The sequence below is a fragment of the Fibrobacter sp. UWB15 genome, from assembly GCF_900177705.1.
GTDB lineage: Bacteria > Fibrobacterota > Fibrobacteria > Fibrobacterales > Fibrobacteraceae > Fibrobacter.
The window spans coordinates 34,440-50,927 of sequence record NZ_FXBA01000007.1 but is presented as its reverse complement, the minus strand read 5'-3'; the positions used below and the strand labels follow the sequence as shown (position 1 = coordinate 50,927).

At 52.4% G+C, this 16,488-nt stretch carries 10 protein-coding genes; 3 read left to right on the top strand and 7 right to left on the bottom strand.

Features of this window, described 5'->3' with window-relative positions; all coding sequences use genetic code 11:
* Positions 1 to 27 precede the first annotated feature (27 nt).
* Positions 28 to 1,191, bottom strand: coding sequence for a pyridoxal phosphate-dependent aminotransferase (locus tag B9Y58_RS10550; RefSeq protein WP_073056435.1), 1,164 nt, complete (start codon positions 1,189 to 1,191; stop codon positions 28 to 30).
* 135 nt (positions 1,192 to 1,326) lie between these two features.
* Between B9Y58_RS10550 and B9Y58_RS10545 the strand changes: the two genes are divergently transcribed.
* Both B9Y58_RS10545 and B9Y58_RS10540 read left to right on the top strand, forming a co-directional pair.
* Positions 1,327 to 3,549, top strand: a complete 2,223-nt coding sequence (locus B9Y58_RS10545; protein ID WP_083532312.1) for a YgiQ family radical SAM protein — start codon at positions 1,327 to 1,329, stop codon at positions 3,547 to 3,549.
* A 35-nt stretch (positions 3,550 to 3,584) separates the two neighbouring features.
* The gene (locus B9Y58_RS10540; RefSeq protein WP_073056436.1) at positions 3,585 to 5,693 is read left to right on the top strand and encodes an FISUMP domain-containing protein; all 2,109 of its coding nucleotides are present in this window, start codon (positions 3,585 to 3,587) and stop codon (positions 5,691 to 5,693) included.
* An 8-nt stretch (positions 5,694 to 5,701) separates the two neighbouring features.
* On the opposite strand, the gene B9Y58_RS10535 is transcribed toward B9Y58_RS10540, so the two are convergent.
* Positions 5,702 to 6,544 carry a 50S ribosomal protein L11 methyltransferase gene (locus B9Y58_RS10535; protein ID WP_073056437.1) on the bottom strand — a complete coding sequence of 281 codons (843 nt, stop codon included), beginning with the start codon at positions 6,542 to 6,544 and terminating at the stop codon, positions 5,702 to 5,704.
* Positions 6,545 to 6,812: 268 nt separating this feature from the next.
* On the opposite strand from B9Y58_RS10535, the gene B9Y58_RS10530 reads away from it, so the two are divergent.
* Positions 6,813 to 7,820, top strand: a complete 1,008-nt coding sequence (locus B9Y58_RS10530; protein WP_073056438.1) for a Fic family protein — start codon at positions 6,813 to 6,815, stop codon at positions 7,818 to 7,820.
* Between the two features lies 1 nt (position 7,821).
* Here B9Y58_RS10530 and pyrH read toward each other — a convergent pair whose 3' ends face one another.
* From pyrH to B9Y58_RS10505, 5 genes are all read right to left on the bottom strand, one after another.
* A complete protein-coding gene (gene pyrH / locus B9Y58_RS10525) occupies positions 7,822 to 8,526 on the bottom strand; it encodes a UMP kinase (protein WP_072798184.1) in 705 nt (234 codons plus the stop codon).
* 63 nt (positions 8,527 to 8,589) lie between these two features.
* Entirely contained in the window at positions 8,590 to 10,413 is a 1,824-nt protein-coding gene (locus B9Y58_RS10520) for a carbohydrate-binding protein (protein WP_233247931.1), read from the bottom strand.
* 165 nt (positions 10,414 to 10,578) lie between these two features.
* The gene (locus tag B9Y58_RS10515) at positions 10,579 to 12,069 is read right to left on the bottom strand and encodes a carbohydrate binding domain-containing protein (protein WP_233247930.1); all 1,491 of its coding nucleotides are present in this window, start codon (positions 12,067 to 12,069) and stop codon (positions 10,579 to 10,581) included.
* Positions 12,070 to 12,100: 31 nt separating this feature from the next.
* On the bottom strand, positions 12,101 to 14,425 hold the full coding sequence (locus B9Y58_RS10510) for a beta-xylosidase family glycoside hydrolase (RefSeq protein WP_073056440.1): 2,325 nt from the start codon (positions 14,423 to 14,425) through the stop codon (positions 12,101 to 12,103).
* 262 nt (positions 14,426 to 14,687) lie between these two features.
* Positions 14,688 to 16,346 carry a sialate O-acetylesterase gene (locus B9Y58_RS10505; protein ID WP_073056441.1) on the bottom strand — a complete coding sequence of 553 codons (1,659 nt, stop codon included), beginning with the start codon at positions 16,344 to 16,346 and terminating at the stop codon, positions 14,688 to 14,690.
* Between the last annotated feature and the right edge of the window lie 142 nt (positions 16,347 to 16,488).

Genomic DNA, 16,488 nt, shown 5'->3' with positions numbered 1-16,488 from the left:
AGAAAGCTAGAATAACCGGAAACCGACTTATAGAAGTTTCTTACGAAGACTTTCCAGGCGACTCAATGCTTCGATTAGAGTTTCATCTTTCTTGGCGAAATGGAAGCGAATCAGGTGATTCACCGGTTCGCGGAAGAAACTGGAGCCAGGTACTGCGGCAACGCCCACCTTTTGCGCGAGGTCGATACAGAACTGGTCATCGGACTTGTAGCCGAATTCGCTGATATCCATCATCACGAAGTACGTGCCCTGCGGCTCGGTGAACTTGAAACCAAGATCGCGCAGGCCGCCAGTGAAAATTTCTTTCATGTGCGTGTAATGCGCCTGCAATTCCTGGTAGTAATCGTCGCCAAAGTTGAGCGCGGTGAGCGCGGTTTCTTGCAGCGGCGAAGCGGCTCCCACCACCGTAAAGTCGTGAATTTTCTTGATGCAGTTCATGATGGGTTCGGCAGCGAGCACGTAGCCCAGGCGCCAGCCCGTAATGGAATAGCTCTTGGAAAGGCTGGAACATTCAATGGTGCGTTCGCGCATGCCCGGAAGCGTCGCAATATAAGTATGACGGTGCGGTGCAAACACGATGTGTTCGTAGACTTCGTCGGTGATTACATACAAATCATATTTGATGGCGAGGTCGGCGATAATCTGCAGCTCTTTGCGGGTAAAGACTTTTCCGCTCGGGTTCGACGGATTGCAAAGTACGAGCGCCTTCACGCCCGGCAGCTTCATGGCATCTTCGAGGACATTTGCATCGAAGGTAAAATCGTGCGGATTGAGCGGAACATAAATCGGAGTCGCTCCACTCAGAATCGTATCGGCAGTGTAGTTTTCGTAGAACGGCGAGAAGATGACCACCTTGTCGCCTGGATTGCAGACCGACATCATCGTGATCATCATGGCTTCGGTACTGCCGCAAGTGATGACCATTTCGGTTTGCGGGTCGTAACGCAATCCGCTGAAATGTTCCTGCTTTTTAGAAAGCGCTTCGCGGAAATTCTGCGCACCAATCGTAATCGCGTACTGGTGCGGGCCCGTGTGGGCGACTTCGGCCAGGCGGTCTTGCAAGGCCTTGGGCGGGTCAAAATCCGGGAAACCCTGCGACAAGTTGATTGCACCGCAAGCGTTCGCGATGCGCGTCATGTGACGAATGACCGATTCCGTAAAATGTTCCGTACGATTACTTAAAGGCTTCATGGGAATAAATGTAGCAATGTTCCGAAAATATTAATGGAGATCCTTCGATTTCGAACCTTACGGTTCTCCACTCAGGATGACACATTCGTGTCACTTCCTACTGTCTACTGCCTACTATTTACTATCTTTCACATTATGTACGATCCGCGCTTTTTACCCATCTGCAAAGAAGACCTAGAGGAACTCGGCTGGGACTATGTCGATGTGATTATCATTAGCGCGGACGCCTACGTGGACCACCCCTGTTTTGGGCATGCCGTGGTCGGTCGCCTTTTCGAGCACGAAGGCTTGCGCGTGGCAATACTCCCGCAGCCGAACTGGCGCGATGACTTGCGCGACTTCAAGAAACTTGGCAAGCCGCGAATGTTCTTCGCAATTTCTAGCGGCATGGACAGCATGGTGAACCACTACACCGCGGCAAAACGCCTCCGCAGCGATGACGCCTTTACGCCCGGCAACAAGGCTGGGTTCCGCCCGGATTACGCGACTTACACGTACGCAAAGATTTTAAAGAAACTCTACCCCGACGTTCCGCTGCTGATTGGCGGACTTGAATCGAGCCTGCGCCGCGTAACGCATTACGACTACTGGAGCGACAGACTCAAGCCGAGCATTCTTTTCGACACGCAAGCCGACATTCTCGTGTACGGCATGGGCGAAAAGCCGCTCAAGGAAATCGTGCGACTCTTGAAGAAGGGCGTGCCGTTTTCAAGCCTGCATTCGATTCCGCAGACGGCCTACCTTGCGCCCAAGGGGCAAATCCCTACGACCAAGCAGTGGGAAGACTTGCGCCTCGCAAGCTACGAAGATTGCCTTGCCAATAAGCGCAATCAGATTGACAACTGCCGCAAGGTGGACATTGAATGCAACAAGTGGTTCCAGCGCCGCATTCTGCAGGATGTCGCGGAACAGACCGTGGTGATTAACCCCGCGTACCCGCCGCTGGAATACGGCGAACTCGACGAGAGCTTTGAATACCCCTACGCCCGCGAACCGCACCCGCGTTACAAGAAACGCGGCAACGTGCCTGCGTTCGACATGATCAAGTTCAGTATCAACACGCACCGCGGCTGTTTTGGCGGTTGCAGTTTTTGCGCCATCAACGCACACCAGGGCAAGTTTATTGCGAGCCGTAGCCGCGAAAGCATTCTGCGCGAAGTCGATTTGATTACGAAGATGGACGGATTCGCCGGCACCATCACCGATTTGGGCGGTCCGAGCGCCAATATGTACAACATGCGCGGCAAGGACCCGAGCCGTTGCCAAAAGTGCGCACGCCCCAGTTGCCTGACTCCAAAAGTCTGCGACAACATGGACACGCATCACCACGAGCTCCTGGAACTTTATCGCGAAGTGCGCAACCACCCGAAGGTAAAGCACCTGTTTATCGGGAGCGGCGTGCGTTACGACATGCTGCTGCAAGAAACCGACGACAAGGAACTGATTCGCGACCACGAGGAATACGCCCGCGAACTGATTGACTATCATGTGAGCGGGCGCCTGAAGGTGGCCCCGGAACATACCAGCGATGCCGTGCTCAAGTTGATGCGCAAGCCAAGCTTTACCTTGTTCCATAAGTTCAAAGAATTCTTTGACGACGAATGCAAGCGCATCGGAAAGCGCCAGCAGATTATTCCTTACTTTATCAGTAGCCACCCCGGATGTACCGAAGCCGACATGGCGGAACTTGCACTCGAGACAAAGCAGCTCGGTTTCCAGCTGGAACAGGTGCAGGACTTTACGCCGACACCGATGACGATTGCGACCGAGATGTTCTACAGCGAAATGACGCCGGATGGAAAGCCGCTTTACGTGGCGAAAACGCCGGAACAGAAGCGGAGCCAGCGCCAGTTCTTCTTCTGGTACATTCCCGAAAACCGCCCGCAGATTCGCGCCACACTCGAGCGCCTGAAACTCGGCAAGATTGGCCGCCTATTGCTGAGCCGCAGCGCGAAAGCCGAAGGCAAGGAATTCTACCCCAGCAAGGAACGCGAAGAAAACGCCGAATACCGCGAGCGCGAACAGCAGAAGCGCGAACAGCGTGCCGTCACTATTGTGCCGCAGAAATCCGGCGACAAGGGCCGCTGGGAAAACTCCGCTCGCAAGGAACGCCGCGCAGCCCAGTTTGGCAACAGCGGAAACAACGGCGGCAATTCTCGTGAAAACCGCGGCAACAACCGCGAAGGGCGCAAGAGTTTCCACAGCGACCGCAAATTTAACGACGACCGTCGCGATTTCGGTTCAAACAAGGGTCGCGATTTCCGCACCAACAAGCCGAACAACCGCGACAATCAGCGAGGAAATGAGAAGCGAAACAGCTCTCCAGTGCAGTTTAGTTCCATGCGTCGAGGAAAATAATACTAAGTTTTACAATACACTTTAATGGGGGCTCTATGAACATCAAGGGAAAGACTTTCTTATACACGTGCTTATGCGCAGCCTTGCTCGCCGGCTGTAGCGCCAAAAACGGAACCACAGGCCCTAATGACGACGATTCGCAAGATTCGTCTTCGAGCTATTCTAAATCAGGCGACAAGGACGATTCCTCGTCCAGTGGCAAATCGAACAATTCTTCAAGCTCTGCCACAAGCGGGTCTTCGGAGTCTTCCAACAGTTCCAGCAGCACCAATAACGGAAGCAACTCGTCTTCTAGCGGCACTGACCCCCAAAAGTCGACACAAGACGTCTTTTTGAATCCCGACATCGAATACGGTGAACTCAAGGACATGCGAGACGGAAGCGTCTACAAGACCGTAAAAATCGGCATTCAAACGTGGATGGCGCAAAACCTTGACCTGAAAACCGACAACAGCGAAGAATCCCGTTACAACTGCGGAAAACTGTACCCCTGGGGTGACGCCGTTGACTTATCACGCCCTCACAACAACTATTGTCACAGCACCGATAAATTTAACTATCAAGGTATTTGCCCCGACGGCTGGCATTTGCCGCAAGTGCACGACTGGAATATTCTTGTAAACTACGTCAAAAAGCAAGGGTACACCAACATAGGAGCCGCACTCAAATCAAAGCGGAATAATGCTTGGCCCGAAGATTCCACAGCGACCGATGCGTTCGGATTTTCTGCCGTATACGGCGGCTATATTTCTTACGCCGGGGTCTATGTCGGTTATGGTTCTGTCGGTCACACCGAAAGCGGTTACTGGCTTGCCGAAGAAGACGGTCCCAGATTTTCAGATACCTACGCCCAGCAAATCACCTTTTCGGCAGGAGGCGCAGGACTGGGTGGTTCCTTTAAAGACGAAAAGGACTATGTCCGTTGCGTCAAGAACTACGACATCGACGAAGGCGCAAAACCCGCCCCCAAGGCAGGTAGCGTCTACGATAGCGTAGCAAACACCCTTACCGACCTGCGCGACAATAAAGTCTACAAGACCACGCAAATTGTTGACCAAGTATGGATGGCCGAAAACCTGACCTACGTCACAGACGGCGGATATGCCGATAAAGGTGTCGGCAGCAAATGCAATACCGTCAAGGATTCTATCTACACCTGCTTCTATCGTTGGAACGCCGCTTTGGATGTTCCCAGCGGAAACATGATGGAAGCCGTAGAAGTGCCCGAGAAGCCCCAAGGACTCTGCCCCAGCGGATGGCATATTCCAAACAAGCAGGAATTTCAACACCTTTACGAAAATGTTGGCAAAAAGGTTGCAGATCTTTCATCCACAGAAGGATGGCGCGAAATCAACAATTTCAATCCCGCCACAGGTTTCAACCTGCAGCCCTTGGGTTACTACATCGCCTGCGGATATGAAACATATTCCTATGCCGGCTTATGGACCGCCGATAACGATTCGTCTACAGGTAGCGCCTACATGTTCTCTAACGGCACCAGCATGAGTCTATCTGAAATCGCCAAACGCAAATACCTCTCGGTACGTTGCATCAGGGACGAAGGCGCAACACCCATCGAATTCACGGATTTCGGCTCCTATACCGACACCCGCGACAACAAGGTCTACAGAACTACGAAAATCGGCGATGACACCTGGATGGCCGACAACATGAACTATGTCGACAACACGAGCCTTCTGAAAACCGGATCTCTCTGTTACGACAGCACCGATACCAACTGCACCACTTACGGCAGACTCTATACCTGGAATGCCGCCACCTTGAACGGAACCGAACAGGGCATATGCCCCGAAGGTTGGCATATTTCTACAAGAACCGATTGGGACAACCTTGAAAAGGCCGTGAACAACACATCGAAAATCGGCGCCCTGCTGAAAGCAACCCGCCTGTGGAAGGACATCGCCTATCCTAAAAATGAATATGGGTTCACTGCAATTCCGGCGGGTTACTACGACGGAAGCTTCAAAGGACTCGGAACAAGCGCGCAGTTCTGGACAAGCACTATCGTGAGCGACAGCTCGGCATTCTACTATTCGATTTCAAGCGGCAACACCGTCCTCGAGAAATTTGCGAAGTCGAAGTCGGTGGCACGCTCTGTGCGCTGCGTCAAAAATAAAGAATAGGAATATGGTTAGGAGTGTGCGAGCACACTCCACCATTCGCCACTTTCGCGTTCAACTTTCACCTTGAAGCCGGCTTCTTCGAACCACTTGAGGATATAATCCTTTTCGGTCAGGAGCTGTCCCGAAATAATGAGTTCGCCACCATCAGCGAGCAAGTCTTCGATATCGTCGCGGAGCGGCCAGAGTTCGCTGCGGATCATGTTACATAGAATGACGTCGAACTTGCAGCCATCTTTAAAAGCATCCAGGAAACCGAGAATACAGTCGCTTTCCTTGAAACCGTTACGTTCGAAGTTTTCGGCAATGCAAGGAATCGTGAGCGGATCGATTTCAGTACCCACGGCAAGTTTTGCGCCCATGCGGCGGGCATACATAGCCAAAATGCCCGTACCCGTTCCGATATCAAGCACAGTCTTGCCATTAAAATCAATCGATTCCATCAAAGTCGCGCAGCTGCTGGTGGTATCGTGTTCGCCAGTACCGAAAGCAGTCTTGGCTTCAAGTTCAAGCACCACTGCCTTCGGGTCTTCGGGAGTAAATTCAACCCAAGGCGGACGCACCCACAAATGCGGGGACACGGACACCGGCTGCGCACGGTCGCGCCACCACTTGTCCCAATCCTTCGCGGGTTCTTCGCTGATGGAAAAATGATACTGCGGGAATTCGTTTACGATGCGGTCGCGTTCGGCCTTGTCGCCAGTGTAAAAGCAAAAATCCGTGCGGCCTTCGGCCTTGGGATCTAATTCTTCGAGAGTTGCCACACCCGCTTCAAAAAGCAGGTAGCTTGCGAGTTCAAATTCTTCGGCAGGGCAATAGCCCTCGGCCTTGTACCAGGTATCAATTTTTTGCATAGCCCAATAATAGAAATTCAAAAAACATGAGCCGATCCCCGCATTCGCGGGGATTAAAAAAAGGAGAGGCTCGGTACGCCAACCCCGTCACCGAGCCTCTCACCAAGCGCAAACACCTAAAACCGCTTGGCCCCTTTCATCCATCTTGTAAACAAATATAAACAGTTTCTTTCCGAAAAGTAAACTTTTTTTATAATTTCGTATTCCAAGTTAGAATAAGGCCTTTGGGGCTTGCATTTTCTGCTTATCTACGTATATTTTGCGTTAAATGATCGTCTCGAAGCCTCTGTTCATACACCAGTACCCCGACTGGACCAAGTTCCGCTACAATGCGCAGAGCGTCATTGACGCCCTGGGGCAGACCCGCCTACTCGAAGGAGCTCTCGTGGGAGTGGCAGATTTGGTATGCAATTCCGATTTCGAAACCAAGATGTTGGCCCGCGACATTGCAGCCAACTACAATCTTGACGGATATCCGCTGGACCTGCAAAAGCTGGAAGACGAAATCCTGAAGAAGAATTCCGCCAAGAACGACATACGAAACTTTGTAGGCGCCATTCAAAACGCCAAACTCCCGCTGACCGAAGAGAGGCTTTTCGCATGGCACGCCGCTATCGGTCAGAACAAAGTAAAAACTTTCAGGACCAAGGAAAGCGGCGCCGGCACATTCACAGGCGTAAGTCCGGAACGCATTCCGCTCGAAATCGGGCGTTTTATAGACTGGTTTGAAAACTCGACGCAAGACGGCGCCATTAAAGCGGCGATTGCCCACTTTTGGTTTTTGACGATTCGCCCGTTCGAAGACGGCAACGGACGCATTGCCCGCGCGCTCGCCGCCATGCTACTCGCCCGCAGCGAAGACACGACTCGCTGCCAGTATGCGCTGAACGAACAAATTTTAAAAAACCGCGAAAAATACATTGAGACTTTATTCAAGGCGCAGGCCGGCAACGGCGACTTGACGGAATGGATTTTATGGTTCCTTGACGCCATGCAAAAATCCATCGAAGAATGCAAGCGCGAAATCACGGGTGCACTCAAGAAAATGCAGTTCCTGCAAAAGAACCATCAAGCAGACTTGAGTGGGCGCGAAAGGAAGATTGTCGAAGCTGTCTGGAACGGAGAATTGCCGGCCGTATTCTCGGTGAAAGAAGTCGCCGCCTTCACCGGCACCAGCCACGATTCCGCACTCCGCGACATCCAGGACTTGATTCAAAAAGAAATCGTCCGCCCTGAAAACAAGGGCGGACGAAGCCAGAAATACAGCTTGATTTAAATTAGCAGTGCACTAGCGTACCAAGGTCACCTTCGATGGCGGCGCGGGTCAGGTTGCCCTTTTCCATCTTGAAAACGAAGATGGGCATGTTGTTTTCCATACAAAGTGCAACGGCTGCGGTGTCCATGACCTTGAGACCGCGGGAGATCACTTCCTTGTAGCTGATATCATCGAAGCGAGTTGCCGTCGGGTCCTTGACCGGGTCTGCGGTGTAGATGCCATCGACCTTGGTGGCCTTCATAATCACGTCGCATTCGCTTTCGATAGCGCGGAGAGCGGCACAGCTGTCCGTGGTAAAGAAGGGGTTACCCGTACCGGCCGAGAAAATCACGACGGAGCCGGCAGACAAAAGCTTGAGAGCCTTGCGGCGGTCGAAGAATTCGCAAACCGGTTCCATGCGGATAGCGGACATCACCACAGAATCGATACCCTGTTTGTCCAAAGCATCTTGCATGGCGAGGCCATTCATGACCGTGCCGAGCATACCCATGGCGTCGCCTTGCGCACGGTTCATGCCACCTGCAGAAGCGGAAATACCGCGGACGAGGTTACCGCCACCAATCACGAGAGCCACTTGAACGCCCTGCTTAACGATGGATGCAATTTCCGAAGCCATGTCGGAGAGGATAGTATTATCGATGCCGTGGCCCTTTTCGCCTGCGAGGGCTTCGCCACTGAGCTTGAGAAGAATGCGTTTGAATTTCATAGTGAAAAATGTAATAAAATGCCCGCCAGGATTGGCGGGCCAAGGAGTGATTATGATGTAAAATTACTTGATACGGTGACCCGTCAGGTCAAAGCGCTTGCCGTTCTTTTCGATGAACATGGCATTGCCCTTCTTGAGGAGTCGCGGAGAATTGGTGTTGCGTACTGCCGCGGGAATTGACTTGTGCAAGCCCGTGGTATTGCAGGTTTCGCCTTCACAGAACTTGATCCAGTCGATATCCATCCAGTCGCCAGTAACCGTAAAGCGGAGAATGTGTTCGCCTTCGGTCAGGCTAACCTTGGCTTCGACCGTATTGTATTCGTCGTAGTTGTCTTCGCCCTCGGTGGCAGCAGGCACAGCGATTTCTTCGGTAATATCCTTGCCGTCCATCGAAAGCTTAAAGCTTGACGTACTGTTGGCAGAGGCAACGGAGGCGTTCATGGCGTAAGTCCCGGTCTTTGCCACCTTCACGGTGTATTCAAGCCATTCGCCCGCCTGGTTGTAACCGACAATGATGCCAGACGCCTTCTTGTAAAGATCCACGCCTGTACCCGGGCGGTAGTCAGAATCGCCATGGTTTTCGGTATCGCTTTCGTTATAGGTGGTATTGCCCTGGCCCACGCCGTTAATGTCGAAATCTTCCACTTCGATTTTACCCGGAATAGCGAGAGCTTCGCCCTTGAACGGGGCGCGCGGAACCGGCTTTAAAACCAAGCGGAGAAGAGCCGAGCCGTGAGCCGGAAGTTCGATAGAAACGTGCGAAAGCGGGCCCAGATCCTTCTTTTTCCAGGCATCGCGAACTTCCACTTCGCCTTCTACGCCAATGTCTGCAAAGTTGCATTCCACAGTCTGAGTAGAGTTGTTGTTGTTGAGGAGGGCCACGGCAAGGTCGCCATTCTTCAAGGGTTTGGTCCAGACCTGCTTGCCTTGCTTGTCAGAGATGCGGTGGCCCTGAACGCCCAAAGAATCCTGGTTGATGGCAATCATGTCCTTGTTCAGGTAGAGTTCCTTGGTTTCGTTGCTCATGTTGCGCACGTCGGAACTGATCATGATGGGAGCCGCCATAATAGACCACATCGTCATCTGGGAGCGCTGTTCTTCGTAAGAGAGGCCCCTGTTGCCCACTTCGAGCATGTCCGGGTCATTCCAGTGGCCGGGTTTTGCAATCTGCCAGTACTTGTTGTTGGCATCGATAATTTCGTAGACGCCGCGATACCAAGAAGTCGAAATCCATTCAGGACCGATATCGAAAGTGGTACGCCAGAGGTTCGCAATTTTTGGCATCCACTCCTTGTATTCCCACATGCAAATGCTGAACACGATGTCGCGTCCGGAATTGCGGAGGGCCTTGGACATGGCGGTGTAATCTTTTTCCTGGGTATTCGGGTCAGAATCGCAGTTGTCGTACTTCCAGTAGTCAACGCCCCATTCGGCGAGTTTCTTGGCATCCTGTTCTTCGTGACCGTTGGAACCGCTCTGGCTATCCCATTTGCTGTTGTAATGGTGGCAAGTACGTTTGCCGCGGTCGCCGTAAAGGCCGAACTTAAGGCCCTTCGCATGTACGTAATCGGCAATGGCCTTCATGCCGCTCGGGAAGGTTTTTGGATTATTCTGGAGGTTACCCTGGGCATCGCGCTTGGTATCCATCCAGTTGTCGTCGAGGTTCAGGTAAATATAGCCCGCGTCCTTCAAGCCAGAAGACACCATCGCGTCGGCGATTTCCTGAATCTGCTTTTCGTTGATGTTTTCGTGGAACACGTTCCAGCTGTTCCACCCCAGCGGGGGCGTAAGCACCAGGCTGTCAGGATGCGCAAAGGCCTGAGAAGCCAAACCACAGAAGGCAAGGGCGATAGCCCCGCCGAACGAGTATTTTTTTAAGCCAAACATCTTCATCACTCCATGATGATATTTACACCTTAAAAATATTCCCAAAAAAAGGGAAAACTCACCCAGAAAAGCAAAACGGCGTTGACTATTTGTCAATGCCGTTTGTCATATTATTTCTGAATTTAAGCGAATTTCAGCAATTTTTACCGATAAAAGCGACCGTTTTTATTTAACATGGAACAAGGTCTTTTTGCCGTTCTCGCTGCGGAGCATGTAGACGCCCTTCCCGAATTTGGCCTTCAACAGTGTCTCCGTTTCCGTCGCATGGCGAATTTTCACCGTTCCCAGGCGTTTGCCGGAGAGGCTATATACCGCATATTCGGCGGTAGCAGCGACAACCGAGCCCATTTTCGGTGCAATGCCAGTCAATTCCGGATCCGTCGGGGCATTGATCTTTTTAAGTACGACATTATCCAAGGTGAGCGTACCTGTCGCAGCGCCTGCGTTAAAACTCAAGCGGCTGTTGGTATCCGTTGCGGCTGTCATCTGGAAATTGAACTTGAAGTTCTTTACATCTGTTCCAATTTCAAAATTCTGCTTTTCCTTGAGGTAGCTCGCCCACGGGTCATTATGCTGCTCCACGTTGACTTCGAGCGTACGGGCAGCACTTGCACTGGCATCAAAACTGATTTCGTACCACTGGTCCTTTACAAGGCGCAAGTCGTGCTGGATCAGCTGCACCTGATAATTCTGTGTGCCGATTGCCGAAATATCGAGCTTGTACTTGCCATCTTTTGCATCGCCGGTGGCCTGAGCGTCGCCATGCGTCTGCAAGTCCCAAGCCACGGCGCTCGAATCAAAGCCTCCGTTAAAGACTTCTTCGCGGTTCGTGGGCACGACAATCGCAGGGGTCGGCGGCGTAATGTTCGAACCGTCCAGCGAATAGTTCTTCACAAAATTCCAGATTTCCACGCTCGTGTTCACGCTCACGGCTTCGTCCATGGAATACCAGTGGCCCTTGCCGTCAATGGTCAGCAGGCGCACTTCGACGCCATCGGTGCAACCGCTCCAAATTTCGAGCGATGCGGCAGAGCCCGGCTTGGTCGACGGATACGGCTTGATCTTCTGCGAATTGCTGGAGCATTTTTGCGCATTAACCCAGCCCTTCAGGGTATTCACGGTGCTGTTATAATTCACCACGTCGTCGGTGGTACCGTGCGTATGCATAATCGGCATGGCGCGCTTGGGCGAATTCACTCCACCCCCGCCCGAAACAGGAGCAATGGCCGCAATCTGGTCGCCCATCTTGTTTGCCACATGGTAGCTCATCATGCCGCCCATCGAGAAGCCTGAAACGTACACGCGGTTCTTGTCGATACCGTACTTGCTATACATCTCGTTGATGATGGCCTTGATAAAATTGATGTCTTTATTGCCACCGATGTCCCAGGCCTTATTTTCGCCGTTGGGGAACACCACCACAAAGCGCGCGGTATCGGCAATGGATTCCCACTTCGCCGCATTCTTCTGGTAGGGGGCATCTTGGTTCATGCCGTGCATCTGAATGATGAGCGGGCGATTCTTTTCGATTCCCGACGGAGCATACACGAGCATGCTGCGGGATTTTCCGTCAACTGTGATGTTGTCAGCAACAGCATGACCCGTAAGCAGCGCAACACTTGCAAAGGCAAGCACCACCTTGCCCAAATTTTTCATACCAAACATCCTTCGCTCCTTAAATTTGTGGCTACTTCGTTACCGTAAAGCGATGAACCATCCCATTCTTCGCTCTAATCAGGTACACGCCCTTTTCCGAAACCATGGCGCGCACCTTAGACTGAGCCTCGCTTGCACTTGTCGCAAACACGGAGCCCACAAAGTTTCCGTTCAGGCCATACACGCGGTAAACCTGTTCGGCCTGCACATCGTAGCGCACTGCATTTGCGATACCCGTCGGATCAATCGGTTCCGGGTCCGTAGCGTTTGCGCCCTTCACGAACGTGAAGTAGTCGATATCGAGCCAAGCGCCAGTAACCGTAAAGCGGAGCACATGTTCGCCAGCAGGGAGCGTTACATTGGCCTTCACCTTGTTGTAATCGTCGTAATTCTCTTCGCCGGAGCTTGCTGCCGGCACCGCGATTTCTTCGGTAATGTCCTTGCCATCCAAGGAGAGCTTGAAGCTCGAGGTAGAGCCAGCCGCAGCAACAGCCGCGAACATGGTGTAATCACCTGCATCCTTTACGTTCACGGTGTATTCGAGCCAGTCGCCTTCGCTGTTGTAGCCCACAATGACACCAGTTGCCTTCTTGTAAAGGTCAACGCCCGTGCCCTTGCGGTAATCGCTATCGCCGTGGTTCTCGGAATCGCCATCGTAGTAAGAGGTGCCATCTTTACCCTTGCCCGGAACGTCGAAGTTTTCTGCTTCGATCTTGCCCGGGAGCGCAATGGCAGGGCAATTTTCACCAGCAGCGCAGAACGGAGTCTGCGGAACAGGTTCAGAGCCAGCGCCATCGAGATAAATTTCATCGTTCACGTCGGTACCGACCTTGAACCAATCAAAGTCTGCGTAACCACCGGCCTGCTTGGTCGCAAAGTTGAAGAGGCCCCAACGGACGCCCACGAACATGTGGAGGTCGTAATTGAGCTTCACGTCGCTACCAATCTTTGTCCAGGTATTGCCATCGGTACTGTAATAGAAGTATGCGGTACCGCGGTCAATCGGCAAGTCAAAATCGATACGCAAGTAAACCTTGGAACCCGAAATCGCCTTGCCATCCTTCAGGCTTTCACCATTCTTGTTTCCGGTGTACATCACCACCTTGTAGCTACCGCCATCTTTAGCGAGCGCCACAAAGCCCTTGTCATCTTGCAGGGCAACGAGGCCAGCCATATCGCCATCCTTCATGCCGGTGCCATCCACAAGCGTACGGCCAGAGCACTTGGGGCCAAAAGAGCGCTGGGTCAAGGTGTTCTTCGCATTCACCACTCGACTATCAGTGCGGCTCGTAGTAATGCGGTAGAAGCCCGGATTTGCAGACAAGCTCCAGTTCTTGTTATCGGGGTTATGGTTGAACTGCCATTCAAGAGCAAGTTCGCTAGATTCAAAGTCATCAGAAGTCACCATGCCGTAGCCCGGCAGCGGAGATTCCGGCAAGTCAATTGTAGAGGGGGCCTTGGAGCCGCTCGTGGGCACGGGCCAGCCGTCTTTCCATTCCATCGGAACCAAGTGCGACATACGGCCAACCGGGCCGGAATCGCGGAACAAGAGGGCATACCACTTGCCATCGGGAGTATCAAAGATGCCACCCTGCGCAACGCCGTTGTCAGAAAGGAAGTACCTTCCGCTGTAACCAGAGAGCAAGTTCTTGGAACGGTAAACAATTTCACTACGGCTCTTGCCAGCCGGCCAAGAAATCGTGAACAAGTAATATTCGCCGTTCACCTTTTCCATGTGCGAACCTTCTTGCTGCACATAGTAATTGCTGGTGCCGGTCACCTGATTCACGCTAACGCCGCCAACCTTACCGCTCTTGCCGCCAGCCTTCACGCCGCTAGCGTCGTCGTTCAATTGCACGTAGCTAATCTGGTCGCCACTGCCGTAGAACACCCACACGGTACCGTCGTCATCGAAGAACAAAGAGGGGTCATGATAGAACGGGAGCTGCACTTCGCTCCACTGGCCGCTTTCCACATCGGCGGTTTTGTACAAATGAGTCTTCCCCGTCGTGTAAGACGGAGTCAGCACGTAGAAAAATCCCTTGTGGTACCGAATGCTCGACGCCCAAGAACCCTTACCGTAAGCGTCCTTGCCGCCATTCAAATTTTGCTGGTCATTGTTGGTGAGTGTCTGGTAAGCATATCCCACCGTGCGCCACTGGGCCAAATCCGTGCTCTTGAAAACGGGCACGCCCGGGGCAAAATGCATGGTCGTCGTCACCATGTAATAGGCGTCGTCAACACGGACAATGGAAGGGTCCGGGCTATCGACATACATAATCGGATTGTTAACTGTTACAGCGTAAACTGCACAAGAACTAGCGAGGGCAATGCCCAAACTTTTAAACCATCCCATGTTAGTACTCCTTTTGCGGGCGCACCACCGCCCATGCAAATTTCTTCATAGTAAAATTACCCTAAAAAAGGCCTTTTTTACCATTCCCGCACACATTATCCTTTGACAAATTGTCAATCCTTTTCGCCAATAAAAAGAAAAACACCCCTTATTCAGGGGTGCAAAACAAAGAGAGAGAGAATTTAAGTCCTAACCGTAAAGGAATCCGAGCACGACCGCGACTACCGAGAAAAACGCAATCTGCTTGATAATTGTAATTTCATTACTTTTCATAAGTCACCACCTTTTGTTTGATGCCCATCTTGCTTGCAGAGCGAACCAAATACACTCCCTGACGGATACCCTTGACACCGCCCTTGACCATGCGGACTGCAGCATCCATGCCAGAGGCATTGAAGCTAGCCACATGCTTGCCCTGCATATCGAACAGGTTAAAATTGCTTTCGGCTTCGGTCATGTTCAAGTGAATTGCACCAATCTTGCTCGGAGGTTCGTCATTCTTGGCGGCCTTGAATTCAACATAGTCAATGTCTATCCAGTCGTTCGTGATTTCGAGTTTCAGTTCGTGTTCGCCCGCCTTCAGGCTAGCCTTGCCGCCGCTTACAACTTCGAACGAATCAAAGCCGTTTCCGGCATTGGCCATCTCGGTACCGATAGGCTGGTCATCCATATAAAGCGTCAAGCTACCGGTTCCGTTCTCGCCCGCCACGTTGGCAGAAATTTCGTATTCGCCGTCGGCGGCCACGTTCACGGTGTACTTGAGCCATTCGCCCTTCTGGCAGTGGCCCACGACAATGCCCATGTTCGGCTGATAAATATCCACATCGTCCTTACGAAGCTTGCCGCCTTCGTTGCCCTTGCTCAAATCGTAATAAGCCTTGTCGGCACCGCCCTTGTTGTAGTTCTCAGCCTGCACCTTGCCCGGGATTTCAATCGGGTCGGTGTAGGGGCCATATTCCTCGGGCGGTTCGTCAGGAACCGTAGACTGGCTCGGGTCCACCAGGTTTACCGGCGGAGCATCCGGATCAATCGTCTTGTCAATAAGTTTGAGCATCTCTGAGCAGTAGCGCTTGCCGAGTTCAATCACGCCTGCGCGCCCAAAGTGGTACGGGTCCTTGCCGTTACCCTGCAAGCCCTTGGAAGAGGCAAGCCCGAACTTCTTAAAATTCTGCTTGAGTTGCGCAATGCCGCCGTTCTTGCTAGAGCAGCAGTTGTTGCCTTCCTGCAGCAGTTCGCCCGCCACAAACGGCACTTCATTTTCGTCCAAGCCAAGCGCATCAATCACGTCCTTGTAGGTCTTGTAAACGGTCTTGCGCCAGTTAGCATCAGTGCCGTCACTTTCGCCCTGGTGGAAGATGAAGCCCTTGATGACGCCCACTTCCTTAGCCTTCTTGGCGAGTTCCAGAATGCGTCCCGGAGGATTGTTGTCGTAATCCTTGGGCCAGCCCCAGCTCATGATGTCCTTGCCGTCGCCCTTGAAATAGCTTTCGTACTGGTCCTTGTCGAAGGCGCGGATGCTCACCGCACCGATAGCGACCGGGATAATGCCCACGGTTACGCCCGGCAGGGAATCCACCATAGCGCGGCCGAAGTAGTCCGCCGGAGAAAGGTTTTCGAAGGGGTGGAACATCGGGGGAATCGCGGTGTACCATTCGCCCGTCTTGATAGACTGATTCGTCTTGCCGCTGCGCTGGCTCGCGTTTGCGTTATGCGAGGCGAGCATCAGAAACTTTTCCTTGTACTTGTCCTGGTCTTCGGAAGGGACGATATCGCCGTTACCGGCCATATTCGACTGGCCGTAAGCGATATAAATATGGAAATTGGGGTTCGGCGCCGCACTGGCAAGCGACGCAAGCATCATGAGCCCGCCGACAAGCCACAGGGCCGGGGTCAAAAATTCAGAGACTTTTTTAAGGTCCATAACACACTCCTTATGCAATACTCTAAAATTACCCTCAAAAAACGCCAAAATCGCGCGAAAAAAGCCAAAACTTATGGATAAATAGTCAACAAAAGGTAATGAAAAATAAACAAGAAACCCGCCTAAAAAGGCGGGTTTCAAC